The 24,347-nt window shown below is 43.2% G+C and carries 30 protein-coding genes; 22 read left to right on the top strand and 8 right to left on the bottom strand.

The window, feature by feature from the left end:
- Window positions 1-13: 13 nt before the first annotated feature.
- Complete coding sequence (locus tag BBA02S_RS03490; protein ID WP_041099750.1) at window positions 14-940, bottom strand: COX15/CtaA family protein; 927 nt, start codon at window positions 938-940, stop codon at window positions 14-16.
- 382 nt (window positions 941-1,322) lie between these two features.
- Between BBA02S_RS03490 and cyoE the strand changes: the two genes are divergently transcribed.
- From cyoE to BBA02S_RS03455, 7 genes are all read left to right on the top strand, one after another.
- Window positions 1,323-2,249: a heme o synthase gene (gene cyoE, locus BBA02S_RS03485; protein WP_052475283.1), complete on the top strand. Its 927-nt coding sequence runs from the start codon at window positions 1,323-1,325 to the stop codon at window positions 2,247-2,249.
- Window positions 2,250-2,337: 88 nt separating this feature from the next.
- Entirely contained in the window at window positions 2,338-3,423 is a 1,086-nt protein-coding gene (gene coxB, locus BBA02S_RS03480) for a cytochrome c oxidase subunit II (protein ID WP_041099754.1), read from the top strand.
- 28 nt (window positions 3,424-3,451) lie between these two features.
- Window positions 3,452-5,326 carry a cytochrome c oxidase subunit I gene (ctaD, locus tag BBA02S_RS03475; RefSeq protein WP_041099756.1) on the top strand — a complete coding sequence of 625 codons (1,875 nt, stop codon included), beginning with the start codon at window positions 3,452-3,454 and terminating at the stop codon, window positions 5,324-5,326.
- A complete protein-coding gene (locus BBA02S_RS03470; protein WP_041099758.1) occupies window positions 5,326-5,955 on the top strand; it encodes a cytochrome (ubi)quinol oxidase subunit III in 630 nt (209 codons plus the stop codon). The genes ctaD and BBA02S_RS03470 overlap by 1 nt, the downstream gene beginning before the upstream one ends.
- Before the next feature lie 3 nt (window positions 5,956-5,958).
- Window positions 5,959-6,291, top strand: coding sequence for a cytochrome c oxidase subunit IVB (gene ctaF, locus BBA02S_RS03465; protein ID WP_041099760.1), 333 nt, complete (start codon window positions 5,959-5,961; stop codon window positions 6,289-6,291).
- Window positions 6,292-6,479: 188 nt separating this feature from the next.
- On the top strand, window positions 6,480-7,391 hold the full coding sequence (gene ctaG, locus BBA02S_RS03460) for a cytochrome c oxidase assembly factor CtaG (RefSeq protein WP_041099762.1): 912 nt from the start codon (window positions 6,480-6,482) through the stop codon (window positions 7,389-7,391).
- 132 nt (window positions 7,392-7,523) lie between these two features.
- Window positions 7,524-7,985, top strand: coding sequence for a DUF420 domain-containing protein (locus BBA02S_RS03455; RefSeq protein WP_174521397.1), 462 nt, complete (start codon window positions 7,524-7,526; stop codon window positions 7,983-7,985).
- A 34-nt stretch (window positions 7,986-8,019) separates the two neighbouring features.
- Here BBA02S_RS03455 and BBA02S_RS03450 read toward each other — a convergent pair whose 3' ends face one another.
- Window positions 8,020-8,391, bottom strand: a complete 372-nt coding sequence (locus BBA02S_RS03450; protein WP_061786747.1) for a hypothetical protein — start codon at window positions 8,389-8,391, stop codon at window positions 8,020-8,022.
- 19 nt (window positions 8,392-8,410) lie between these two features.
- Window positions 8,411-8,770 carry a YugN family protein gene (locus BBA02S_RS03445; protein ID WP_041099768.1) on the bottom strand — a complete coding sequence of 120 codons (360 nt, stop codon included), beginning with the start codon at window positions 8,768-8,770 and terminating at the stop codon, window positions 8,411-8,413.
- Window positions 8,771-9,048: 278 nt separating this feature from the next.
- On the opposite strand from BBA02S_RS03445, the gene BBA02S_RS03440 reads away from it, so the two are divergent.
- Entirely contained in the window at window positions 9,049-10,110 is a 1,062-nt protein-coding gene (locus BBA02S_RS03440; protein ID WP_156136638.1) for a CAP domain-containing protein, read from the top strand.
- A 40-nt stretch (window positions 10,111-10,150) separates the two neighbouring features.
- Here the strand turns inward: BBA02S_RS03440 and BBA02S_RS03435 are convergent, their stop codons facing one another.
- Window positions 10,151-10,633 carry a PaaI family thioesterase gene (locus tag BBA02S_RS03435; RefSeq protein WP_041099770.1) on the bottom strand — a complete coding sequence of 161 codons (483 nt, stop codon included), beginning with the start codon at window positions 10,631-10,633 and terminating at the stop codon, window positions 10,151-10,153.
- A gap of 151 nt (window positions 10,634-10,784) precedes the next feature.
- Here BBA02S_RS03435 and ylbD point away from each other — a divergent pair, with 151 nt between their 5' ends.
- The 5 genes from ylbD (at window position 10,785) to BBA02S_RS03410 (ending at window position 12,786) form a co-directional block, all read left to right on the top strand.
- Window positions 10,785-11,123 (top strand): spore coat protein YlbD, encoded by a 339-nt coding sequence (ylbD, locus tag BBA02S_RS03430; RefSeq protein WP_125474323.1) that lies wholly within the window; start codon window positions 10,785-10,787, stop codon window positions 11,121-11,123.
- Window positions 11,124-11,155: 32 nt separating this feature from the next.
- The gene (locus tag BBA02S_RS03425) at window positions 11,156-11,461 is read left to right on the top strand and encodes a YlbE-like family protein (protein ID WP_052475263.1); all 306 of its coding nucleotides are present in this window, start codon (window positions 11,156-11,158) and stop codon (window positions 11,459-11,461) included.
- 44 nt (window positions 11,462-11,505) lie between these two features.
- Window positions 11,506-11,901 (top strand): hypothetical protein, encoded by a 396-nt coding sequence (locus tag BBA02S_RS03420; RefSeq protein WP_052477222.1) that lies wholly within the window; start codon window positions 11,506-11,508, stop codon window positions 11,899-11,901.
- 38 nt (window positions 11,902-11,939) lie between these two features.
- Window positions 11,940-12,404, top strand: coding sequence for a YlbF/YmcA family competence regulator (locus BBA02S_RS03415; RefSeq protein ID WP_041099775.1), 465 nt, complete (start codon window positions 11,940-11,942; stop codon window positions 12,402-12,404).
- 106 nt (window positions 12,405-12,510) lie between these two features.
- Window positions 12,511-12,786 carry a YlbG family protein gene (locus BBA02S_RS03410; protein ID WP_041099777.1) on the top strand — a complete coding sequence of 92 codons (276 nt, stop codon included), beginning with the start codon at window positions 12,511-12,513 and terminating at the stop codon, window positions 12,784-12,786.
- Window positions 12,787-12,826: 40 nt separating this feature from the next.
- Here the strand turns inward: BBA02S_RS03410 and BBA02S_RS03405 are convergent, their stop codons facing one another.
- On the bottom strand, window positions 12,827-13,219 hold the full coding sequence (locus tag BBA02S_RS03405) for a DUF7147 family protein (RefSeq protein ID WP_041099779.1): 393 nt from the start codon (window positions 13,217-13,219) through the stop codon (window positions 12,827-12,829).
- Between the two features lie 187 nt (window positions 13,220-13,406).
- On the opposite strand from BBA02S_RS03405, the gene BBA02S_RS03400 reads away from it, so the two are divergent.
- From BBA02S_RS03400 to coaD, 3 genes are all read left to right on the top strand, one after another.
- The gene (locus BBA02S_RS03400) at window positions 13,407-14,816 is read left to right on the top strand and encodes a stalk domain-containing protein (RefSeq protein WP_041113083.1); all 1,410 of its coding nucleotides are present in this window, start codon (window positions 13,407-13,409) and stop codon (window positions 14,814-14,816) included.
- 352 nt (window positions 14,817-15,168) lie between these two features.
- Window positions 15,169-15,726 (top strand): 16S rRNA (guanine(966)-N(2))-methyltransferase RsmD, encoded by a 558-nt coding sequence (gene rsmD, locus BBA02S_RS03395; RefSeq protein ID WP_041113084.1) that lies wholly within the window; start codon window positions 15,169-15,171, stop codon window positions 15,724-15,726.
- 13 nt (window positions 15,727-15,739) lie between these two features.
- Window positions 15,740-16,222 carry a pantetheine-phosphate adenylyltransferase gene (gene coaD / locus BBA02S_RS03390; RefSeq protein WP_041099785.1) on the top strand — a complete coding sequence of 161 codons (483 nt, stop codon included), beginning with the start codon at window positions 15,740-15,742 and terminating at the stop codon, window positions 16,220-16,222.
- A gap of 109 nt (window positions 16,223-16,331) precedes the next feature.
- Here coaD and ylbJ read toward each other — a convergent pair whose 3' ends face one another.
- Window positions 16,332-17,534, bottom strand: coding sequence for a sporulation integral membrane protein YlbJ (gene ylbJ, locus BBA02S_RS03385; protein ID WP_041113085.1), 1,203 nt, complete (start codon window positions 17,532-17,534; stop codon window positions 16,332-16,334).
- Between the two features lie 199 nt (window positions 17,535-17,733).
- Here ylbJ and BBA02S_RS03380 point away from each other — a divergent pair, with 199 nt between their 5' ends.
- Complete coding sequence (locus BBA02S_RS03380) at window positions 17,734-18,528, top strand: patatin-like phospholipase family protein (RefSeq protein ID WP_041099789.1); 795 nt, start codon at window positions 17,734-17,736, stop codon at window positions 18,526-18,528.
- A complete protein-coding gene (locus tag BBA02S_RS03375; RefSeq protein ID WP_041113086.1) occupies window positions 18,518-19,555 on the top strand; it encodes a SepM family pheromone-processing serine protease in 1,038 nt (345 codons plus the stop codon). Before BBA02S_RS03380 ends, BBA02S_RS03375 begins: the two co-directional genes overlap by 11 nt.
- Before the next feature lie 80 nt (window positions 19,556-19,635).
- Here BBA02S_RS03375 and BBA02S_RS03370 read toward each other — a convergent pair whose 3' ends face one another.
- Window positions 19,636-20,841, bottom strand: a complete 1,206-nt coding sequence (locus BBA02S_RS03370) for a nucleotidyltransferase (RefSeq protein ID WP_041099792.1) — start codon at window positions 20,839-20,841, stop codon at window positions 19,636-19,638.
- A 243-nt stretch (window positions 20,842-21,084) separates the two neighbouring features.
- On the opposite strand from BBA02S_RS03370, the gene BBA02S_RS03365 reads away from it, so the two are divergent.
- The 3 genes from BBA02S_RS03365 to BBA02S_RS03355 all read left to right on the top strand — a co-directional run bounded on the left by BBA02S_RS03365 (window position 21,085) and on the right by BBA02S_RS03355 (window position 22,726).
- Window positions 21,085-21,615 carry a YceD family protein gene (locus tag BBA02S_RS03365; RefSeq protein ID WP_305954904.1) on the top strand — a complete coding sequence of 177 codons (531 nt, stop codon included), beginning with the start codon at window positions 21,085-21,087 and terminating at the stop codon, window positions 21,613-21,615.
- A 59-nt stretch (window positions 21,616-21,674) separates the two neighbouring features.
- Window positions 21,675-21,848: a 50S ribosomal protein L32 gene (gene rpmF / locus BBA02S_RS03360; RefSeq protein ID WP_041099796.1), complete on the top strand. Its 174-nt coding sequence runs from the start codon at window positions 21,675-21,677 to the stop codon at window positions 21,846-21,848.
- A 122-nt stretch (window positions 21,849-21,970) separates the two neighbouring features.
- Window positions 21,971-22,726 carry an enoyl-CoA hydratase/isomerase family protein gene (locus BBA02S_RS03355; protein WP_174521396.1) on the top strand — a complete coding sequence of 252 codons (756 nt, stop codon included), beginning with the start codon at window positions 21,971-21,973 and terminating at the stop codon, window positions 22,724-22,726.
- A 63-nt stretch (window positions 22,727-22,789) separates the two neighbouring features.
- Here the strand turns inward: BBA02S_RS03355 and BBA02S_RS03350 are convergent, their stop codons facing one another.
- Window positions 22,790-23,248, bottom strand: a complete 459-nt coding sequence (locus BBA02S_RS03350) for a GNAT family N-acetyltransferase (RefSeq protein ID WP_041099800.1) — start codon at window positions 23,246-23,248, stop codon at window positions 22,790-22,792.
- Window positions 23,249-23,420: 172 nt separating this feature from the next.
- Between BBA02S_RS03350 and BBA02S_RS03345 the strand changes: the two genes are divergently transcribed.
- Window positions 23,421-24,317 carry a 2-dehydropantoate 2-reductase gene (locus BBA02S_RS03345; protein ID WP_041099802.1) on the top strand — a complete coding sequence of 299 codons (897 nt, stop codon included), beginning with the start codon at window positions 23,421-23,423 and terminating at the stop codon, window positions 24,315-24,317.
- Window positions 24,318-24,347: the final 30 nt, after the last annotated feature.

The raw sequence follows: 24,347 nt of genomic DNA, 5'->3' as shown, positions 1-24,347 counted from the left end.
TGCCTGCTGTTTTTTATGAAACTTTTGAAACCTTGTTTGTGCTGGTTTTACTTCTTGAGATAAGAAGGATTAAATAACAGAGCAAGCCGAACAAGCAAGAAATAAATAAGGCATGAGCTAATGCTACATATAAATTAACCTTCGTAAAAATAATAATTGCGCCCGATATAACTTGCAAGGAAACGAGAGAACAGGCAATGACCCATCCCCAATAAATGACCCGCTGCTGTTTATAATGTTTGATTGCCATCATAGTAATATAGACAATCCACAAAAAGATCAAACCTGCTGCCAGACGATGGCCCATTTGAATCCATTGATAGCTATTGAGTGACATAAAAGGGCTGCCGTTTAAGCAAAAAGGCCAGTCAGCGCAAGCAAGGCTCGCTTTCGTATGCCTGACAAGCGCCCCGGTGTAGACTACTAAATAGCTGTAAAGTGTAACGCCGATAGTATGCCATTTCATCCGCTTGTCAATAACTAAAGAAGAAGCATCGAACTTTTGGTCAACCTCAAAGATCAAGAGAGTTAAGAGCAGAACAGCTGAAAACGAAATAAGAGAAATGCCGAAATGAAGGGCCAGAACGAAATCGCTTTGTCCCCACTTTACGGCTGCTGCTCCAATTAACGCTTGGGCAATCAAAAAGAGCGTAGACGTAGCGGCGAGAAATTTAGTTTCCCGCTTATGGCCAATCAGCCGCCAAGAAAGAACCGATAAGGCCACTACCAGCAAGCCGGCTACACCAGATACTAACCGGTGCGATAGTTCAATAATTGTTTCCATTGTGATTTCTTCAGGAATTAATTGCCCATGGCATAGCGGCCAGTCATTTCCGCATCCAAGTTCGGAACCTGTTTTGGTTACAAGCGCGCCGCCAAGCAGAACAAGAAGCATGACGAACGTTGTCACAACCGCCAGCCATTTTAAAGAGCGTTGCATGTTTTTCACCTACTTATCTATAATGCAAAAGGGGATTATAAAAGCGTTCATCTTCTCGATAATACAGAAGATGCGCTGAAAAGACAACTTGTAAAATTATTTGGAAATGTTATGCTTATACATAAAGACAGCAGTGGATCAAGCTAGTTGAAAGGCTGGTTAAATAAGCTTAGCGATCCACGATATTCATTATCCTATAAAACCAAATTGATAGGAATAGTGCTTATTCAGCCGACACAAATTCGACATAATTAGTTCATTATGTGTTCACAAAAAAACAAGCTGATATGATTTAATATGGAATGAACAGTGGTTTTGGTGCAGTTTGGTAAAGGAGATAAAAGCTCCGTCAGTTATATCCAAAGACAGACCGCTTGTTTTTATGAGAGGGGGGAAAAAGGTGTCACGTGCCACAACTACGATGGGGAATAGCGAGCTTCCGGAAACAACAGCTGTGAAGGATTTCTTTGCACTGATTAAAATTGGAATCGTGAATTCTAATTTGATCACTATTTTCACAGGGCTATGGCTGGCAATCGTTTTTAACGGCCTGCACTTTCTATCTCAGCTGGACACGGTTTTTTACACACTGATCGGATCATCTCTAATTATCGCAGGGTCTGCCAGTTTAAACAACTTTATTGATCGGGACATTGACCCGCTGATGGAGAGAACGAAAGGACGTCCGACAGTTACAGGAAAAATAAGCTATCCAAAAGTGATGACAATTGGTCTCGCTTTCATTATTATCGGAACAGCCTTCTTATTTCTAACAACATTTACAGCCGGCATCATTGGTTTAATAGGTGTGTTCAGTTATGTTGTTGTTTACTCAATGTGGTCTAAACGCCGTCATGTCAGCAACACAATCGTTGGAAGTATTTCCGGTGCTGTACCGCCGCTGATCGGCTGGGCAGCTGTTGATCCAGGCTTGGATGTTGTTGCTTGGATGCTGTTTTTAATCATGTTTATTTGGCAGCCTCCGCATTTTTACGCACTTGCCATGAGACGGTGCGAAGAATACCGGGCCGCCGGCATTCCTATGCTGCCGGTCGTAAAAGGGTTTTCTGCCACAAAGCGCCATATTGTGATATGGGTGCTGGCTCTGTTGCCAATTCCATTTTTTATGACATCACTTGGCACAGCCTTTGTCGTATTGGCGACAGTTTTAAATATAGGGTGGCTTGTCCTTGGGGTAACCGGGTATAAAATGAAGGATGACCTCAAATGGGCAAAGTGGATGTTTATTTATTCATTACAGTATTTAACTGTCCTGTTTGTAGCGATGGTTATTTTTACTGTTATCTAACTCACAGGAATTCTTTCTTGTCAAAGAAATCCATATATAAGCTCATATTGCTGCAGAAATTCATAAGAAAGAGGGGTTTAATTAAGCTATGAAAGATAGGCTAACTAAATGGCGTCTTTTATCAGTCTTCGCGGTATTGGCACTTGCACTGTCAGGCTGTGGCGAGCCATTCCTTTCCACACTCAAGCCTGCCGGTGACGTGGCTAAACAGCAATACAACCTGATGATTCTAAGCACGGTCATTATGGTAACAGTTATTGCTGTCGTTACGGTCATTTTCGTTCTTGCCATTACTCGCTTCCGCCGTAAAAAGGGCGACGAAAACAAAATTCCTAAGCAAGTGGAAGGCAGTCATTTGCTCGAAATCATTTGGACAGTTATTCCGATTATCCTTTTGCTGATTCTTGCCGTGCCGACTGTTACGGCTACATTTGATCAGGCAAATGTAAAGGACATGGATAAAAAGCCAAAGAAAGATGGAACACGTGATGCACTTGTTGTTAACGTGCGTGCAAATCTTTACTGGTGGGAGTTTGAATATCCTGACTACAAAGTAATGACGTCCCAGGAACTTGTTGTTCCAACTGATCAAAAAGTATACTTTAACTTAAAGGCATCTGATGTAAAGCATTCATTCTGGATTCCTGCTGCAGGTGGAAAGATGGATACGAACACGGATAACGTAAACAAATTCTGGCTGAAATTCGACAGCGATAAATCAGAAGAAGCCGGTAACTTGTTCTATGGAAAGTGTGCGGAGCTTTGCGGTCCATCCCATGCTTTGATGGATTTTAAAGTAGAAACTAAATCACAAGATGACTTCAAACAGTGGATCAGCACTATGCAGTCCGCGAAACCGGCAGCTCCAACTGATACAGCTGCAGTAGAGGGACAAAAGCTCTTTGAACAAAACTGTTTAAGCTGTCACGCAACAAGCCCAGACGATTCTCGTCCGGAGCAAGCAAGACTTGCCCCGAACTTAGCGACGTTTGGTGAACGTTCACGCATTGCCGGAATATTGGATCATAACGAAGAAGAGTTGAAAAACTGGATTCGCGATCCTGAAAAATATAAGCCAGGCAATAAGATGACAGGCACTTATAAACAATTGAATGAACAAGAGCTTGATCAATTAGCAGCATACTTAATGAGCTTGAAAGTAGAAGAACAATAAGGAATAGAAAAAGAAGGAGGTAAAACCGTTGAGTACCATTGCACAAAAACGAGGGTTCGCAAGTACGGTATGGGACTATTTAACAACAGTCGATCATAAGAAAATTGCGATTCTTTATTTAATCGCGGGCGGAATCTTTTTCCTAATGGGCGGCGTGGAAGCAATGATGATACGGGCTCAGCTAGCTGTACCGAATAATGATTTCGTCAGCGCGGGCTTGTTTAATGAATTGCTTACTATGCACGGTACAACAATGATTTTCTTGGCAGCAATGCCTTTATTGCTTGCCTTTATGAATGCTATTATGCCGCTGCAAATCGGGGCGCGTGATGTAGCATTCCCATTTGTTAACGCTCTTGGCTTCTGGCTGTTTTTCTTCGGAGGATTATTCTTAAACTTATCATGGTTTTTAGGCGGCGCTCCTGATGCAGGCTGGACTTCTTACGCGTCATTGTCACTTGCTTCAGAAGGGCATGGAATTGACTTCTATGCTTTAGGTCTGCAAATTTCAGGTTTCGGTACGTTAATGGGGGGAATTAACTTCCTCGTTACGATCATTAACATGCGTGCTCCGGGCATGACGTACATGAGAATGCCGTTGTTTACATGGACAACATTCGTAGCTTCTGCATTAATCTTGTTCGCGTTCCCGCCGCTGACTGCTTCTATCTTTATGTTAACGTTTGACCGTATGTTCGGTGCGAACTTCTTTAATGTAGCAGCAGGCGGTAACACAATTATTTGGGAACACTTCTTCTGGATCTTCGGACACCCGGAAGTATACATTTTGATTTTACCGGCTTTCGGTATTTTCTCAGAAATCTTTTCAACTTTCTCAAGAAAACGTCTGTTCGGATATTCCTCTATGGTGTTCGCAACTGTATTGATCGGTTTTCTTGGATTCATGGTATGGGCTCACCATATGTTCACAGTCGGACTTGGTCCGGTAGCTAACGCGATTTTCGCGGTTGCAACAATGGCGATTGCTGTACCTACAGGTATTAAGATCTTTAACTGGCTTCTCACTATTTGGGGAGGAAGCATTAAATTTACTGTACCAATGCTTTATGCCGTTGCCTTTATTCCGTCTTTCGTAGCGGGTGGGGTAACAGGGGTTATGCAAGCTGTAGCTCCAGCAGACTATCAATATCATGATTCATACTTTATCGTTGCCCATTTCCACTACGTTATTGTTGGTGGGGTTGTGTTTGCCCTATTAGCGGGTACGCACTTCTATTGGCCAAAAATGTTCGGTACAATGTTAAGTGAAAAAATTGGGAAGTTTACTTTCGTTTTCTTCTTCATCGGTTTCCATTTAACATTCTTTGTTCAGCATTTCCTTGGTTTAATGGGTATGCCGCGTCGTGTTTGGACTTTCCTTCCAGGTCAAGGACTTGACACTGGTAACCTTGTGAGTTCAATCGGAGCCGCATTCATGGCAGTAGGGGTTATTTCCCTGTTGATTAACGTGGTTATTACATCTGTGAAAAATGAAAGAGTCGGCAACGACCCTTGGGAAGATGGCCGTACATTAGAGTGGGCGATTTCTTCACCAGCTCCATTCTACAACTTTAAGCAACTTCCGCTTGTTCGCGGACTTGACGCTTACTGGTTAGAGAAAATGGAAGGCAAGACAACATTGACTCCGGCTGAGCCGATCGGCGATATTCATATGCCGAACAGTTCATTCGTTCCATTTGTTATTTCACTTGGTCTATTCATTGCTGCTTTCGGAGCAATGTACCATGTAGATGACAAGGCATGGGCGCTTCCAGTCTTAATTGGCGGATTAGTGATTACATTTGGTGCCATGATTTATCGTTCATTGAAAGATGATCACGGCTTCCATATTCATAAAGAAGAGTTAATGGAAGAAAATGATGACAAGGGGGTTAAGGCATAATGCAAGCTGAAGAAAAATTCACACCCCAAACTTGGCCTGAATCACCTGAAAAAGCAACGCTTGAAGGAAAAAATAAATTTCTAGGTTTCTGGCTGTTTCTAGGTGGAGAGACGGTTTTGTTCGCCTCTCTCTTCGCTACCTATATTGCATTGAAAGATAAAGTACCAAGCCCGGATCATATGCTGGCAAAAGACCTATTTGAATTGCCGCTTGTGTTTGTAATGACTATGCTCTTGTTAACAAGTTCATTAACAAGCGTATATTCCATGTACCATATGAAAAACTACAACTTTAAGAAGATGCAGCTTTGGATGTTAATTACTGTTATCCTTGGCCTTGGCTTTTTAGCTTGTGAGTTTTATGAGTTCCATCATTACTACACTGAATATAACCACACGTTTACTAGCAGTGCATTTGGTTCCGCTTTTTACACGTTAACTGGTTTCCATGGCGCTCACGTTATCTTTGGATTAGTCTGGATGATTTTGTTAATGGTTCGGAATGCAGGCCGCGGATTAAGCCTTTACAATGCGCCTAAATTTTACTTGGCAAGCCTTTACTGGCACTTTATCGATGTTGTATGGGTATTTATCTTTACGGTAGTATACTTAATGGGAATGGTGGGATAATTGATGGTAAATAATCAATCGAATTCAAACAACCCAAGACTCAATTATGATTACCGCCGCAAGAAAAATGCAGAAGGCATGAGAATCCAAGTAGCGACATTTACGTTGATGATCTTCTTCACGGTCGTTTCTTTCGTAGCAGTAGCTGCAGATTTCTCTAAATGGTTCGTTGTTCCATTTATTTTATTGCTGGCAGTTGTTCAAGTAGGTTTTCAATTGTATTACTTCATGCATATGAGTGAGAAAGGGCACGAAGCACCTTCCTTGTTTATGTGGTCAGGCGTTACGATAGCTTTTGTTACCGTTTTGGCCTTCATGACAATCATTTGGTGGTAATATAAACTTGCCGTTCAAGTGTTTATAGTCTTGCAAAAAGCCGGTTCTTTATGGAACCGGCTTTTTGTTTCAAGCGAGCCTTATCTGATGATGTTGTCATGAACTTGTCAATTCAGGACATTGCTTGGGGAATTTGGGAACGTTATAATGTAAGCAGGGCATTGAAAATAATATCGAGGTGAAAGGAAATGCCGATAAGTATTTTTGGATTTCAAGCGCTGTGGAGTCCTTATTTTTTGGCGCTGTTACTATTGCTGACGGTTCTTTATTTCTTCGTAACGATTAAATGGAGAAATAAGTTCGAGGGCAGTGAGCCATTAAAGAAGCATCAGGCAGCTTTATTTGTAACGTCCATGGTCGTACTATATGCCGTAAAGGGCTCTCCGATTGATTTGCTCGGGCATATTATGTTTACGTATCATATGATTCAGATGGCTATTCTCTATTTAGTTGTGGCCCCTTTATTCTTAAGAGGTGTGCCGTGGTGGGTTTGGAAGAAGGTTATTGATCGTCCGGTAATCAAGCCGGTATTCAACTTTTTTACAAAGCCATTGATCGCTTTAGTGTTGTTTAACGGCCTATTTTCTATTTATCATTTGCCGATTGTTTTTGATTACATTAAGATGAGCATGGTTCTTCATACTCTGTATACAATTGGATTGTTCATTTTTGCCCTCTTTATGTGGTGGCCGCTAGTGAATGATATGCCGGAAGGAAGAAAATTAAACGGCCTCAAAAAAGTGGGATATATTTTTGCCGATGGTGTGCTATTAACGCCGGCCTGCGGCTTGATTATTTTTGCTTCTGCACCGGTATACGCCACATACAGCGATGCAGGCGCTTGGCTGCAAGCAATGGAGCTTTGTGTCCCAACTTCTACTTTACAAGGCCTGTCCTTAAGCGGACCTGAACTGTTTTCAAGCATGCCGGTAATGGAAGACCAGCAGCTTGGCGGCGTTATTATGAAAATTATCCAGGAAATTGTATATGGATGCATGCTTGCTTTTGTATTTTTTGAATGGGTTCGTAAAGATAAAGAGGAGACAGAAAAAATGACCGCCGCTATGATGAATAATCATCAACCGGATTATACGAAATAACCACAGGAAGGAAATGAAGGGCTCGGTCTATTTTCTGATGGACAGGCTGATTGAAAATATCCGCCAACAGCCTGTTCATTTCCTTTCCTTTGCCTGATACAACCGAATTATGAATGGGAGAGAGGAATCAAGATGTCATTACCTATCTTACCCACAATCAGCACCACCTTTATTGTGCTTAGCGCAATAACGGTGGCGATTGGATGGGGGCAAATTAAGCAAAGAAAAATTGAGCAGCACAAAAAAACCATGCTTCTTGCTGCCGTTTTTGCTGTCATTTTTTTTGTTATCTATGCCAGCCGGACAATTTTTATCGGCAATACAGCTTTTGGCGGGCCGGATGATATTAAAATTTACTATACTGTCTTTTTAATTTTTCATATTACCTTGGCGACGGTCGGAGCTGTTTTGGGCATCTGGACAATTGTTCTAGGGCTGAAAAACAACTTGGAGAAGCATAGAAAGTTTGGACCGGTTACAAGCATTATTTGGTTTTTTACCGCTATCACCGGTGTGGCTGTTTATTTGCTTCTTTACGTCTTCTATAAAGGCGGCGAAACAACTTCCGTCATTAAAGCCATTCTCGGGTTTTAAAAAACGAAAAAAGCGTATGAGCTCCTTTAGGCGCTCAGGCTGTAGACAAACTCCATGAAAATTGAAGTTTGTCCGCAGTCTTTTTTTTATTTTGCTTGTGGATGGAGGCGGTTGCTTTCGTCAGGAGTCTCTCGGCGTCTGCCTTTCCAATCAACAGAGTGGATAAATTCAAAATAGCCGTCCAATGGCTGCTGTCTCTTTTATCAATGACTTGGGTGGGAGCGTTGTAACCGGAAGTAGGCTGTCCAGACATTGATCCCGTTATTTTAATTAAACAGACATTCATTCGATCTGCGTTAGGCATGCATGGCTGCCGCGAAGAAGTTAAAGTGGTTGATACAGAGCGCGAGAAAGCGCTGGAGTGTGTAGTTAAGCCAATACAAAGGGGGGTTCGGAATGAAATCATTCCGAACCCCCCTTTGTATTTAAACTGTAAATTGTTCAATCTCGTTTTTAAGGTCAGCCAAAACCTTTTCGCATGTTTCGATTAAAGATGGCGGGAAGCTTTCGCCTTCTCCATACTCTACGCCATGCGGGTAGTAATATTTACCAAGCAAAGGACTCATCAATTGAATAGTAGCTTCTGAAGAACCAACATCCCCTTCAACTGCGTATCCAAGAACACGTAAATAGTATGTACCTTCTTTAAGATCAAATTTGCGGTCAAATGTTACTCGCTCGTAGTCCCATTGTCCTGCAAGAACTAGCTTATGTGACCGGCAAATATAATTCAGACGATCAAAATCAACCCGTAAATTTTCCAAACCCGTATTTTCAAATTTCATGAAAAATCCCTCCTGAGTATCTTAGCGTGCTTCTAGTATCTTTCCGCGTTTTTTCTCTATTGCTCCATACATAATAATAGTCGAAAAACACATTTCTTGCAACGGAATGAAGTGAAACAGAGAAATCTTTTCCACCAGGTAATTGAACGGCTTTAATAGGAACAAGAGAAAAATTTTTAAATTATTTGCGGTGAGTGATACGAGGTGTGCATAATGTTATAATGTGAGTAATATAAGGCAATAATGCTGCGTATAGAAACTGAAAAGGGGGGAGTCTTCTGCGATCAGTCATCAGAATTCTGGTGGTTATGTCCATCATTTTAATAGGCGGAATGTACTTTAATGAAGCAAGAAAAGATAATGAAGTGCTTCATAATTCTGCCACCACCAATCCTGCAAAGCATGATATGAATGTGCAAAGAGAACAAGAGGATTTGAAGAGACAAGTTCCTGCCGTAAAGAGGCCGGCATCCGGTGCAGGATTTTATATTGGCAAAGACTCGGCCTTGTTAATAAAAAAAATGGGAGACCCTATTCGAAAAGATCTTTCCGCTTACGGATATGAATGGTGGGTGTATAAGAAGGAGCACCAATACGTCCAGTTCGGCGTCGAAAATAATCAAGTAGTTACTGCCTATGCTGCTGGTGAAACGGATGTTTCTCCGTTTAAGATGGAGCAACCGGCAAAAGATCTCTTTCAGACATATGACCTTCGAATGGATGTGGTTGTAGAGAACGGCTCCGGCACGTACCGCTTTGAATTATCCGAGGAGGATTTTAATATAAGACCGGTCGTGAGAGTAGGGGATATTTATGCGCAATTATACATTGATAAATTTTCTGGCACCTTATCTAGTGTCCGTTACTTAACGACAGATTACTTGGTTAAACAGCGCCCATATGAAATGGTTTATCGGGGAGAGCTGCCGGATGAGCCTGAATTGCCGGATGACGTATGGCAGCAAATTGAAGAGGGCAGCGAAAAGCAAATAGTGGACCTAACAAATATTATCCGGGAAAAGCATAACTTAAATGAATTAGCCTGGGACCCGGAAACGGCTAAAGTAGCTAAGCAGCACAGCAAGGAGATGTATGAAAAACAATATTTTGCCCACGAATCTCCTTCTGCCGGAGATTTGGGAGACCGGCTGAAAAAAGCAAAGGTTGATTACCAGCTGGCCGGCGAAAATATAGCGGCCAATTATACAGATGGCCCGGCTGCTGTAGAAGGCTGGTTAAACTCCAAAGGGCATCGTGAAGCCTTGTTGGAAAAGGAATTCACATTATTAGGTGTAGGTGTGTACCAGAGGTATTATACGCAAAATTTTGTTGCCAGATAAATGAAAAAGCAGCGGTTCCAGTAAACAGCTGCTTTTTTAATTATCTTCTTTTAATTAGAAAAAAGGTGCCTGTTGCGTGAGCTACTTTTTTGCCATCTGTTCTGAATGCTTTTCCTTCGACTACAATCGTTTTTGAGCCTTTATGCAATACGCAGGCTTTTACAGTTAACTCTTCTCCTTTTCCGGGAGCGATATAATGAATCGTTAAGTTAGAAGTAACAACTGCGTATCCTTCAGGCGCAGCAGTGTAGGCGGCTGACCCCATAGCTGAGTCCAGCACAGTAGCAGTGACTCCCCCATGGACAATATCCAGGGAATTACTAGTCAATCCAGTAATGGGCATCCGAACCTCGCATTCATGATCGCCCGTCGTTCTTTCCAGCTGAAAGATCCTTCCTATATAGGTTCCTTTTCCTTGTACTTTTTCTAAATACCCTTCTAGCATTTGCTCTAGCACCTTCAGTTCTTTCTCATCTGCCTGCTGAAGGCTTTGTTCAATTAATGAGCGAATTCTTTCTTTCATGAAACCTTCTCCCTTCCTCCCCAATTGAGCGGCAACTCCAGCTCATTTGCCTTTATTATCATATCATTTTTTATGAGGTGAAACATTTTTTCACTTTTTGGCTATTGTTCCATAATGTATTAATAGCAAATCAGTTGGGCGGGAAAATGGGGTGAAAAACGGGATGTTACATCCGAAAGTAAGAGAGTTTAAGTTGTTTATGGAGGAGCGGCCAGATTTAAAGCGAAAGGTGCGGCAGAAGCAGACAACGTTGCAAGCGCTTTTTGAAGAATGGCATCTATCAGGAGATGTGCAGACCGAGGCACACAGTGAAAAAGGCAATAAGCAGAAGGAAGATTTTCAAGAAGAGGATTTGACAGCGAAATTGGCGAAAGTGATGTCTCTATTTGAAGGTATGAAATGGAGCAGTATTTTAGAGGACGTCCAGGGGATGCTGGAGATGGCCCAAATCTATCTAGCTGATTTCGCGGAACAGCAGCAAAAAAAATAAATGGCAAGCGCAAGGAAGAGAGGAGGGGCTCAATGAGACAGGAACTCATGGAAAAAATAAGGAGCAACAAGGAATGGCATGATTATTTAAGAAGAGAGCCGTCTTGGTACCGGTTATTAAGCCGTGACCCTTATCAAATAGAAGCCTTTGAAAGGGCAAGTTTGCAATTTTATAAAAAGACGTTTCCTGATCGGATCAGCCGTTTGAATGACAGCTTGCAAATGGCTTCTGCTTTAATGTACATGATGCAGTCCCAATTTTCCCAGCCGGCACCTCAGCCGGAAGAAACAGCAGAACCGGCAGAACAGCCGGCGGAAACCAATGAAAATGAGCAATAAAATAGAGGAAACCTGCACACACTAACCGAAAAGGAGTGTGTGCCATGAAGTGGTTAGCCATAATTTTGACAATGTTTTTCTTCGCTGGATGCAGTCCCAATATTCCAGAGCCTGAGACCATGTCCCCCTCTGCTTCAATGAGTGAGGCAGAGGCGCAGACCCTAGGGGAAAGTTGGACAGTCAAGCATTTATTAAGAGGAAAAAATATATTTGTGGAATTAGTCGTTCCGGGCGTGTCTTTTTCGAAGGACAGAGGAAATTCTCAGGCGAAGGGGCAGGTAGCTGTTTTTGTCAATGGCAAGCATTATCAGACCTACCATACCGCCGCTTTTATTATAAAGGGATTAGATGCAGGGCGTCACCAAATAGATATTAAATTAACAGATGAGTCCAGCCGTCCGCTCGGTTATGAAAAATCGTTTACTGTATCCATCCCGTAAATAGTTTTATTTGAGAGATAATATGTTAAAATAGGGGAATGGAGGTGGGCTATTTGCTTACAGCTACAATTGAAAAAATAAAAACAGTAGAACAGGCTGAACAGCTCGCGCAAATGATTGTTGAGTCGGAAGTGGCGCAAAATTATCAGTCATGCTACTTTCTTTTATATACAAACCCTATAACAAAAGGGAAGATTAACCGTTTTAGCCGACTGAAAGATCAATATGAAGAGGTACAGCGGTTTGGGCGTTATCACCCTGACTATAGCAGAGTCATGAAGGAAGTAAGGGAAGCAAAAAGAGAAATGGATCTGGACGAAAACGTAGCTGCCTTTCGAGTCGCTGAAAATGAATTGCAGGCGCTGCTTGATGAGATCAGTGTCATCATCGGCCGGTCAGTATCGGAAGGAATTAAAGTGCCTACAGGCAATCCGTTCTTTTCATCAGGCTCCAGCTGCGGCGGCGGCTGCGGCTCAGGTTCAAGCTGTGGTTGTTCAGCTTAAGGGAGCCGACTTTGGCTCAACGTACAGATACAGGCGTTTCTTGGCGGCTTAAAGCTGGCCAAGCCGCCTTTTCTATTTTTAAAACACTGATTCAGAGGGAGATACTATGTTTATTGATCGACAAGCCGTTATCGTCTGGCTCCACAATACGAAGCCAGCTAAATCGTTGCGAAAGTATGGGAATGTTCATTACGTATCCAAACGTATGAAGTATGCGGTAGTTTACTGCAATCAAGATGAGCTTGAAGAGGTCATAGGAAAGTTAAAATCATTGTCGTTTGTCAAAAAGGTGGAGCCGTCTTTTAAGCCGTTTTTAAAAACAGAGTATGAAAACTCAAAGCCCGATAAAGCAAAAGAATACGATTATAAGATTGGTGTGTAAAAGTTCGAATGAAAGCAGGGGGATTCCCTGCTTTTTTATTTTACTTTCCTAACGGAGCCAGCAGATGGTTAAGCCGTAAAATGCCGATTAAATGCTGGAAGTATAGCTCGGTTTCTGCAAAGGCAGAGGATGGTTTTACATCCATTTCAATCAAGGGCCGATTTAAAGATTCGGTTGTTTCCTTGAATAAATCAAAACGCTTGTTTGGTGTGCTGTGCGGATAAGGAATTCCCTCACGGCATATGTAAATCGGCTGAAAACCTCCCGGGTCTGTCGGTGCAAGAACGACTGCCAGAGAAGTTGCGGGACGGCCTTCCACAGAAGAATGGAAAGCAATCATGTGGGTAAGACGATGTTCATTGTTGCGGGCAATCTCAAGAAGCTCATATATATCTGAATATCCTTCTCCGAGTTCGATAAAACGCTGAATCAAGCTGAATCCTCCGTTTCCTATGTATAGTCCAATTAAGGCACTCTTATTGTACCCTTCCCGCTAAAGAAGCTCAAGCAAAGAACGATTCAGTACGCAACGTCCATAAAACTGTAGATTTTCGGTTGTTTACAGGCCTATTTTGCTAGCCTATAATTAGGATGAATTGACTAGGGAAGGCGCGAACTTTATGCTTAAAAAATCTGTACTTCTTATTTCTTTTTTAATAATCATTTCGGGCTTGGCCCTGTTTGTTCAATGGATAGGTTACGAGAAAACATCGATGGCTTCAAAAGAGGCCAACGTAAGGCAGGAAATTAATGTAGAGCATAATGAGGCCGGTTTGACAGTCAAGCATACTTTCACCCGCTTAGAGCCGGGAGAACCTTTGGAGGCTATCATGCCCGCTAATGCGCTGCAAGCATCCTGCCGAAAAGAAGAAGGCGCGTGTTCCTTTAGGGGGCAAAGCATCAAGATTATTCCTGAAGGCGACACCTTTTCCGTTACTTACTCGATCAAGCTGCCTTCCTTTCAAACGGCAGTTTTCTTGTCTGATTGGTCGATTAAATTAAAGGACGCTGAGGCAGAACGGACCGTTCTCCATTTCACAGAGAAACAAATAAGAAAAGGCCGATGGTTTTCAAGCTTGGGGCCTTCGCAACTCAAAAAATTGGACTTGATAGATTATTATCAATTCCAGGGAGAAGGGGAGCCAGGTGTGTTATATTGGCAGATGCCGCCGCTGCAGCCATTGTTTCCAGAAGGCAAGCATGCTGTATATGGACAGGCGGACAGCCAGCTGGACCGCCAGCAGCTAACTTTGATTGAGGAGGGAATAAAGGAGAAAACAGTGGTACTCTTAACGGATCAGCATCCTCCTTATGTGTCGGATCGCCTGATTCTGGCGAGAGACGATGACCAGCTTTTCGAGCTTGCGGAGTCCTTTATTCAAGAAAAAGTGGTGGAGGATTACCGCTTTGAAGAAGGGGAAGACTGGCTTGGGTATTTAATCACTTCCTATAAACTTGGCCGTCCCGCCGGCTCTGAAAAAGTCAAAATGATGTACGGCTCGTTAAATAAACAGCTGACTGATCAGGAGAAGGAAGAATGGCAGCAGGCTCTTCTTCGTTTAACAGACAAAACGGTTACCGCTGAGCGTCTAGATCAGGCTCTATCAGCTGTCAAAGGACTTGACACAGACTTTTTTGTGGAAAATAAATTGGAAAACCATCCATTTCAATCGTTAGTCTTCTATGATAACCGTCCTATCACCGTAAATGGCAGTGAAACCGAGCTGCGGGCGGTGGCGGAGGGCGAGCAGCTGTTTTTCCCGTTTACAGAAACATTGCAGGCGCTTGGATATGAAGTCAAAGAACTGACAGACGGAAAAACACTGCTTGTTAAGCGGGAGTATAATACGTATCGCTTTTATCTCGATCAGAACCGCTTTATCTTAAACGAAGAGCGCTACGGCCTTTATGAGCATGCCCTGCGCTCCTATAACGGCCGGCTTTACATCAGCCAGCAGTGGCTGCAAAAAATCTTTTTAGTCGCTGTTCAAAACGAAAAGAACATCAACGTCCAAGAGTTGAATTTATAAAAAAACGCCCTGCTGAATCATTCAGCAGGGCCCTTCTATGTCTATATCAGACAGAAGGCAAAGGGAGAGGAGAAACTGGAGAAAGAACTCATGGGGAATATAAGCCTTCTCCGTGATCGACAACATCCCGAGTGATGTTGTTATTAGTAGTATGTACCATGCATACAGGTTTTAAACATTATTTATTTCAAAAACGGATTCTATTTGTCTGTTCTTTTTTTTCTTTAGGCAAAGGACAAAGGTCAAAATGATCCTGATAGGCTTGAGCAGGGAATAAGCAAGAAAGCCGCTGGATTCACTGAATAAGTTATGGTAACATGAGAAAGAAAATCTTTGTAAATGGTGAATATATATGAGAGTGATATCAGGAACGCAAAAAGGCATTCCGTTAAAAGCTGTGCCAGGGAACAGTACTCGGCCGACGACTGATAAAGTGAAGGAATCGATCTTTAACATGATCGGTCCTTATTTTTCTGGCGGCACCGGGCTTGATCTTTATGCCGGAAGCGGCGGCCTGGGAATAGAAGCATTGAGCAGGGGCTTTTCAAAAATGATTTTCGTCGACAAAGATATGAAAGCGATTCAAACGGTGAAATCTAATTTAGCTGCCTGCCATTTTTCAGATCAAAGTGAAGTATACAGAAACGACGCAGAACGGGCGTTAAAGGCGGTGGCCAAGCGGGAATTAGCGTTTGACGGCATCTTTTTAGATCCGCCTTATGCCAAACAGCAGTTAGAGCGTTTATTAAAGCGGATTGATGAACAAAATTTGCTTGCGGAAGATGGCTTTATTGTATGTGAATATGGTTCCAGCGATACTTTGTCAGAGAAGATCGGCAGCCTGCTGCAAATAAGAACGGAAACATACGGCATGATCCGCGTGTCAATCTTTAAACGGGGGAAAGAATAAAGGGGGAGTACCGATGGCAAGTATTGCCGTTTGTCCTGGGAGCTTTGATCCGATTACAAATGGACATTTAGACATTATTCAAAGAGGCGCGAAAATTTTTGATAAAGTATACGTGGTGGTATTGAGCAATTCATCTAAAAAGCCGCTGTTCTCTGTCGAAGAGAGAAAAGAATTGATTAGCGAAGTGATCACGCACCTGCCAAATGTGGAAGTCGACAGCTATAACGGCTTGCTCGTCGATTATGCCAAAGAAAGAGATGCCAAGGCTATCCTCCGCGGTTTGCGGGCTGTTTCGGACTTTGAATATGAAATGCAGATTACCTCTATGAATAGAGTGCTGGATGAAAACCTTGAAACATTTTTTATGATGACGAATAGCCAATATTCATTTTTAAGCTCCAGCATCGTGAAAGAAGTAGCGAAATATGAAGCGGATATTTCAGATCTTGTGCCGCCGGCTGTAGAAGCAGCTTTAAAAGCTAAAAGAATGAAATAAACCTTTTATGAAACGATTGTATGTGATAAATAATGAAAGAGCACCCTCATGCTGAACTGCCCCATAAATGTTAGACACCAAACTAACACTTATGGGGTGTTTTTTGTTCTTACTTCCGGGCAGCTACATAAAAGAATAAATAAGCAATTAGCATAGCAATAGTGAAGACCGGTCCGATTTGCTGCAAATAGAGCAACAGCTTTTCCCATATTGTTTTTTCATAAAGAAAAACAGGAACGGCCGGCGGAGCATTTTGCGGAAGAAAAGATTGTTCATAAACCGGTTTCCATAGAAAAAAGGCAAATCCGGCTGCATATATGCCGTGAAGAAAGCGGGCAAACAAAAACTGCCGGAACCGGATATCCGTGTCCGCCAAAATACTGGCTACCTGCGCGTGAACGCTCATCCCGCTGAAAGCAAGAATAAAGCTGACAACGACTACCTGCTCCATCAAATGGACATCTTGAACCTGGCTGACCATCTGGCTGCCCAAGGTAATCTCGAACAGTCCGGCAATAAACGGCATGCTTAACCCGGCCGGCAAATCGAGGAATACAAGCAGTTTAGCTGCTCCTGCTGCCAGCAAAGAGGTAATATGAACATGAAAAAGAATTTTGTTTAATACAGAGAAAAGGATAATAAACCCGCCAATCATGAGCAAAGTATGAATAGAGGAGAGGACGGCGTCTCCCATCAGCTTGCCGATCGGCCGCCGATCTTGACTTCTTGCTTTGTGCATAGCGGAAAAAGCAGCTGCCAGTGAAAAGGAAGCAGGAGCTGTTGCCTTCTTTTCGCTTCTTGAGCCATAAAATCTCATCGTAAGTCCAACTAAGAAATTGCCCCCGTAATGGGCCGCCGCCAGCAGCAGGCCGAGATGGGAGTTGTAGAAAAAGCCGACAGAAACGGCTCCGAAAATGAAAAGCGGATTAGATGAATTAGTAAAGCAGATAAGCCGTTCGGCCTCAATGCGGGACAGCTCCCCATTTTGCCGGAGGCGCGCCGCCAATTTAGCGCCGGAGGGAAAGCCGGAAGCCATTGCCATTGCCCAGACAAAACCGCCAGCCCCGGGCACTCTGAAAAGCGGGCGCATGAGCGGTTCAAGCAAGACACCGATAAAATTGACAACCCCGAGGCCGATCATCATTTCGGAAACAATAAAGAAGGGGAGCAACGACGGAAAAACGATTTCCCACCACATATTTAACCCCCGAATGGACGCTTCAAAAGAAATTTCGGGAAAAATGATTAATGAACAGGCAAAAGCGGTTACGCCCATAGCTAAAAGAATGGTTTTTACCTGAGTAGAAGCCAAATGTTATACCTCCTGTTCTTCAAAAGCCAGGCTCTATTCTAGGATTCATTGTATGTTTCAGGTAAAATAGCAGTAGTTAGCGGATCGATAGGAGTCTGGAAATGAGAAAGAAACTTGTCCTGTTTCTAAACAATATACTCATACAAATGAGAAATAGACCATAGCTTAAAAGAGAAATCTGCAGACGGGAGGGACTGCATTGGCTCGTCCGAAAATAGGTGTCGCTTTAGGAGCGGGTGGGGCAAGAGGGTTTGCCCACATCGGTGCATTGAAGGCGCTGAAGAAAGCGGATATTCCTATCGATATGATTGCCGGCAGCAGCATGGGCTCGTTTGTTGCCAGCCTATACGGGACCGGTCACGATATGGAACAGCTTCATAAGCTGTCAACAGCGTTTCGCAGGAAGTACTTCTTGGATTTTATGATCCCTAAAATGGGCTTTATCGCCGGCAAAAAGATTAAAAATTTTATCCGCCTGTTTACACATGGAAAAAATATTGAGGATTTAAATATTCCGATTGCCATCGTGGCGACAGATATTAAAAATGCCGAGAAAGTCGTATTCAAAACCGGCCCGGTGGCTGATGCGGTCCGGGCAAGCATTGCTATTCCCGGCATTTTTGTGCCGGAAAAAATTGATGGCCGTCTGCTGGTAGACGGCGGCGTCATTGACAGAGTTCCCGTATCGGTTGTAAAGGAAATGGGAGCGGATATTATTATTGGCGTGGATGTATCCTCAGTGAAGACAAACGTGGAAATTCAAACAATTTTTGATGTCATCATGCAAAGCATTGATATTTTGCAAATGGAGATTATCGCAAACCGGCAGACGGCATCACACGTCATGATCCGTCCGCCGGTGGAGATGTACAGCTCAAAAGCATTTACGTGCATTGATGAGATCATTATAGCCGGAGAAGAAGAAACAGAACGGCGAATACCAGAAATTATAGCAGAGATGGACGATTGGAAGGAGCAGCCGCATGAGAAATAAATGGATGCCGCTTATTTATGTTTTTATACTTTTATTAATTGGAGCCGCTTTTATTGATTTGCCTTATTACGTAATGAAGCCAGGAGATGCTCATGCTCTAAAGCCGATCGTGGAAGTAGCGGGAGGGAAAAAGGACGAGGGCACGTTAATGCTGACTACCATTAAAATGGGCGAAGCCAACTATATTACCTACGCACTTGCTTCGCTGCGCGATTATGAAGAAATTCTGCCTGTGGAAGAAGTGCGCAGCCCGCATGAAACAAATGATGAATACAACATCCGCCAGCAGTATTTAATGTCCAATTCGCAGCAAAATGCCATTACGGTCGCCTTTGACGCAGCAGAGAAGCCTTACACTTTCGAGTATGAAGGCGTCTATGTATTGAACGTGTTCCCTGGCATGCCAGCAGAAGGGGTGTTAGAGGCAGGCGACCGCATTGTTGCTATAGATGGCAAAGAATTTAAATCATCGCGGCTATTCACTGACTATATTCAAACAAAGCAGCCTGGCGAGAAAGTAACCATTACCTTTATCAGAAATAAAGAGAAGATGGAGAAAAGCATCTCGCTTAAGAAATTCGAAGGCAATCAGCAAAAAACTGGGATGGGCATTGGACTAGCTGATCAGAAAAAATTAGTCAGCAAGCCGAAAGTAAAGCTAAAGGCCGACTCCATCGGCGGACCGTCTGCCGGCTTAATGTTCAGCTTGGAAATATACAATCAATTGGTCAAGGAAGATGTGGCAAAAGGCCGGAAAATTGCAGGTACTGGCACGATGGAGCCTGATGGTACGGTAGGAAGAATCGGTGGAATCGCGCAAAAAGTCGTAGCTGCGGACAAAGCGGGAGCAGAAATTTTTCTCGCCCCTGATGACCATATTTCTCCGGAATTGAAAAAGCGTGTGCCTGGCATCGTGTCTAATTATAAGGAAGCGGTACGCACTGCCAAGGACATTGACACGAAAATGAAAATTGTACCTGTGCACACCTTTGATGACGCTTTAACTTATTTGCTTAATGGAAAGTAAAAGAGACTATCTGTGCTTCCAAAGAAAAAAAGCCGCCCTTAAAGTCAGTTTCATGACCTTTAAGGGCGGCCCTTTTTTAATCAAGGCAAAATGACCGGATGCTCGTTAAATTCGCTCGAAAGAAGGGAATGGGAAGAATGAGAAGGCAAACCGAGCGCATAGATCTCCGCGGCTTTTAGGTCAAGGGCTAATGCTTCCTTGAATACAGCCGCCTTTGTAATGAACGGCAAGGACAAGTTCTTCTTCACTTTGTTTAAGTATTCGCGCCCGCGGCTGTTCATGCCGAGCAGGCGGATGTAGCGCACGGCTTCCAGCGCAGCACCCATTTCCTCTTTTGACACATGAAGCAAGATGTGGACGAGGGCACGCTGTATTCGCGTCCAAGTGTAGCGTTTTGTTTTCACGGATTCCATAAATTCGGTGAAAGAGGCTGATTGCCGGGCAGCTTCCTTCAGCCGGTATTCAATGCCTTCTGACACATCGTATATTTGTGCCAGTTCCTCCGTTGAACTGGATAATAACCGATACTGAAGAAGAGGCCAGTACAAATCCCAATGATGAAGATGCCCATAGGCAGATAGGTAATGATTTAGTTCAGCAAATGCCGCGGCAGGAACATAAGGTTCAATGGTTTCAAGGCCTGTTTCCATAATGGCTTTTCGAATGCCGGTGGCGCTTGCGATCGGCTGGCTGCTTAATGTGACATCATGATAATCAGCCTGCTGGCGCTTCACAGTGAGCGGCGTCATCGGATGCGGCAGGTTTTCGTTGGCTTGAATATAATGGAAGCCCAAAATATTATTGGGCTTTGAAAGATCCAGCGGCAGCCGCTGGCCAAACAAGGACTCTCTAGCCAGTGTCTGTGCTTTTGGAAAGCTGAAGCCTTCTCCCATATATTTTTGAACAAGCGGATCAAGTGATTTGGAATGTTTATCCATTTGTTGCTTAGTTTCTATAAAGGAGGACACCTGACCGTTTTCACTGCCGAAGCAAAACGCATCACAAAATAATTTTTCAAGGATCGTAATTGCTCCTTTAGCAAAATACTCGGCTTTTTGAACCGAAAAAGCATAAGGCAGCTCAACGACAATATCTACTCCGTTCTGAAGAGCCATCCGTGTCCTGGCCCACTTGTTAACAAGCGCCGGCTCGCCCCGCTGCAGGAAATGGCCGCTCATGACCGCCATCACAACATCTGCTCCGGCTGCTTCACGCGCTTTTTGCGCATGATATAAATGACCGTTATGAAAAGGGTTATATTCGACAACAATGCCAACTGTTTTCATATAAAATATTCCTTTGCTATTTTTTTATTAATACTCGTGTTATTGTTAATATTATTGTTAAGTAGCATAAAGCGAATGTCAATATCTATCATAAGTCAGCACGCCCTGTTAAAATGTTAGCGGCAGGAACATTTTTCGGCGGAGTAGAGCAGGCTTTTTCGCTTTTTTTTAATGTCAAGAAAATATATTGACAAACGTTTTTGTGAAAGCTATAATTACTTTTGTTGCCTTGAGGTGATAACGATGATGAAATGGTCAATTATTCAATTACAAAAATCTCGTGATAATGGCTTGCTGATTGATGAAATGGTTGATATGAGCCGTTTGGAAGCTCGCGACACGCAGATTAGACATTTGCCTCCAGTTCATGTGACGGGAAGGGCTGATGTAGGATCAGATAAAGTAACCTTTCATTTGGATGTGAAAGGAACAATGATCTTGCCGTGCTCACGTACACTCGTTGATGTGGAGTATCCATTCCAATTCTCTTTATTGGAGACGTTTATTGTCAAAGCTTCTTCATTTAGTGATTATGAAGAAAATGAAGATGTTCATTTAGTTGAAGGTGATGTTGTTGATTTAAACCCGGTTCTTGAAGAGGAGATTCTTCTTGAAGTGCCGATGCAGGTAATCAGCGAGGAAGCCGATGAACATACGATTGCCACTGGAAAAGGGTGGGAACTTCAGAGCGAAGAACAAGCTTCAGTAAAAGAAGATAAAGTGGACCCGCGGTTAGCAGGGCTGGCAGACTTTTTTAAATCGGATAAAAATTGAGAAGTACCAGCTAATTCTGGCTTCACATACTTATATTCTCTTTTAAGGAGGTGGAAATAATGGCAGTACCTTTTAGAAGAACTTCTACAACGAAAAAGAACAAACGCCGTACACACTTTAAATTGCAAGTACCTGGTATGACAGCATGCCCGAATTGCGGTGAAATGAAACTTGCTCACCGTGTATGCAAAAATTGCGGAACATATAAAGGAAAAGAAGTAGTAAGCAAATAATTGATTGGCCTGTCTGGCGATCTTATTTGTGAAAAAAAGCGAAGAGACCATGGCTCTTCGCTTTTTTGTATTGAAGACAAGAGAGAGGACAAGCTACAATGTAAGACAAGAGGAGGGGTATGATGGATTATCGGATAAAGTGTCTTCCGAGCGGCGTGCTGATCTTTACTATTACGCGTGTGGATACAAGGAACGCTGTAAATTTTCGTGTTATGGAGGGATTGCAGGAGGCGATTGAACAGGCGTCATCAGCTGATGTTCGAGCTCTCGTGATCACAGGAGAAGGGGGACAGGCTTTTTGTTCCGGCGGCGATCTGTCAGTGTTTCATGCGTTGCGCACAGAAGAGGAGGCTTATGGAATGCTGTCAAAAATGGGCGAGATTTTATACCGTTTGGCTGTCCTTCCGAAGCCGACGATTGCTTTAATTAATGGTACAGCTGTAGGAGGCGGATGTGAAATTGCATCAGCTTGTGATTTCCGGGTAGCAAAGATAGGGGCTAAATTAGGCTTTATCCAAGGGAGTTTGGCAATCACCACAGGTTGGGGAGGCGGCACCCTGCTTTTTGAGCGGATCGGGACGGCCCACTCGTTGAAATTATTGTCTGAAGCTTCCGTTTACCGGGCCGAGCAGCTTGATCACATCGGATTTATTAACCAGGTCGTTGATGAAGCGGATGAAGCGGCAGCTGAGAGTTTTTTAGAGAAGGAACTATCGGTGTCGAGCGGGGTATTATCGGCATATAAGCAAATCCAAATCCGCAAATGGGAGGCAACCGGCTTGCATGACCGGATGATGCAAGAGGTAAGGCAATGCGCGATTCTTTGGGCAAAAGAGGATCATCATCGGGCCGTGGATGGATTTTTAAATAAAAAGTGAAGCGATCAAAAAGAACCGCATTTTCATGGCTGTGAAAATGCGGCATGTCTAATTACAGGGAAATCAGCTGATTTTCTGGCCTGTGGAGGCAGCGGGGTTCCAAATGAGCCGTGAGCTGTTTTCGGAAAGAGGAGAGAAGTCCATTTTTTCCCAGAATGTGTGGGACTTAACTTTCGGTTTAGTCAAGATTGGCAGGTTGAACGATTTGGCGAATTCTACCAGCTTTAACCCCAGACCTTTGTGCTGATACTGCGGCAGAACTTCCAGCTTCCAAATTTCTAAATATTGATCTGGTCCATTCTCTAAGAGGGCAGCTCCATCTTTCTTTACATAAAGGCACATCCGGGCTGCAAGCTTATCGCCGTAATAAATGCCATAGAATGGAGAGGTGGCATTATCTTCAACCATGTAGATTTGGAACTCTTCAAGCATGGAAAGCTCTTCTAAGCCGTATTCTTTGAAGCTTTTAAATTCGTCCATTGTCTTAAAGTTCATTTTAAGATTCTCAACTGTTACTGCCATGTTTGTTACTCCTCCTCGATCTGTATATAAAATATGAAATTTTAGTAAGCTAATATTTATACCTATTATATAATAGAAAAGAATAGAAATGAATACCTACGATTGGGAACGCTTTCAATTTGGGGGATTTACTTAAAAAGTCATTCATTTTTTGTGAAAGGGGTAAAACAAGGTGAAAGTCGGCATCATCGGCGGCGGAGCGGTTGGGCTTTTTTTTGCAGCAAGCTTGTCGCAATGGTTTCCTGTTACAGTATTTACTAGAACACAAGAACAAGCCCATACAATTCAGACAAAAGGGATAAAGGTTGAGGAGGCGGGAGAACTATCGGTTCGTTTTCCGGAAGCTGCTCCAATGGATCAGTTTTCGCGGCATGCAATGGATTGCATATTTATTGCTGTGAAGCAATATCAGCTTCCAGCAATTCTAGAAAGGCTGAAAGAGAGCAGCTTGTCCCCGGCGCTTATCTTCCTGCAAAACGGAATGAGCCACTTAACTGTTTTGAAGACTCTTCCTCATCAGCATCTATATGTAGCGGCAGTGGAGCATGGGGTTCTTAAATCGGATACCGCTGATATCCATGTCCGCGGGCGCGGCCAAACGAAGATAGCGGTGTTTAGGGGAGATGAGCGGGCAATCTCTGCTATTGTTGAACAGGCGGCTCCCAGCTTTCCATTTGAATGGAAAGCTGATTATGAGTCGATGCTGCTCGGAAAAATGGCGGCTAATTCGGTTATTAATCCGTTGACGGCTGTTTTGCGGGTGACGAATGGCGAACTCATAAGCAACCCTTACTATTTAAAAATGGCTAAAACGATTTACCGGGAATTTTCGTCTGTCTTTGCCAATAAACTGAGTGCAGGTGCATGGGAGGAGATTGTGCATATTTGCCGGAAAACTGCCCCGAATCGTTCGTCTATGCTAAAAGACATCGAGTCTAAGCGCCCTACTGAGGTCGATGCGATTCTTGGGTATGTTCTCTCACAAGCAGCCGAAAAAGATCTGAAACTGCCGGCGTTACAGGCTTTATATTATATGATTAAAGGGTTGGAATACAAAGAGGCAGAGTGAAGCGCAAGATTGTTCCTTTTTCGAGATAAA

It is taken from the genome of Bacillus badius NBRC 15713 (genome assembly GCF_001591605.1).
Lineage (GTDB): Bacteria > Bacillota > Bacilli > Bacillales > Domibacillaceae > Pseudobacillus > Pseudobacillus badius.
Note: the sequence above shows the minus strand (reverse complement) of the source record. Positions and strands in the feature narration are given on the sequence as shown.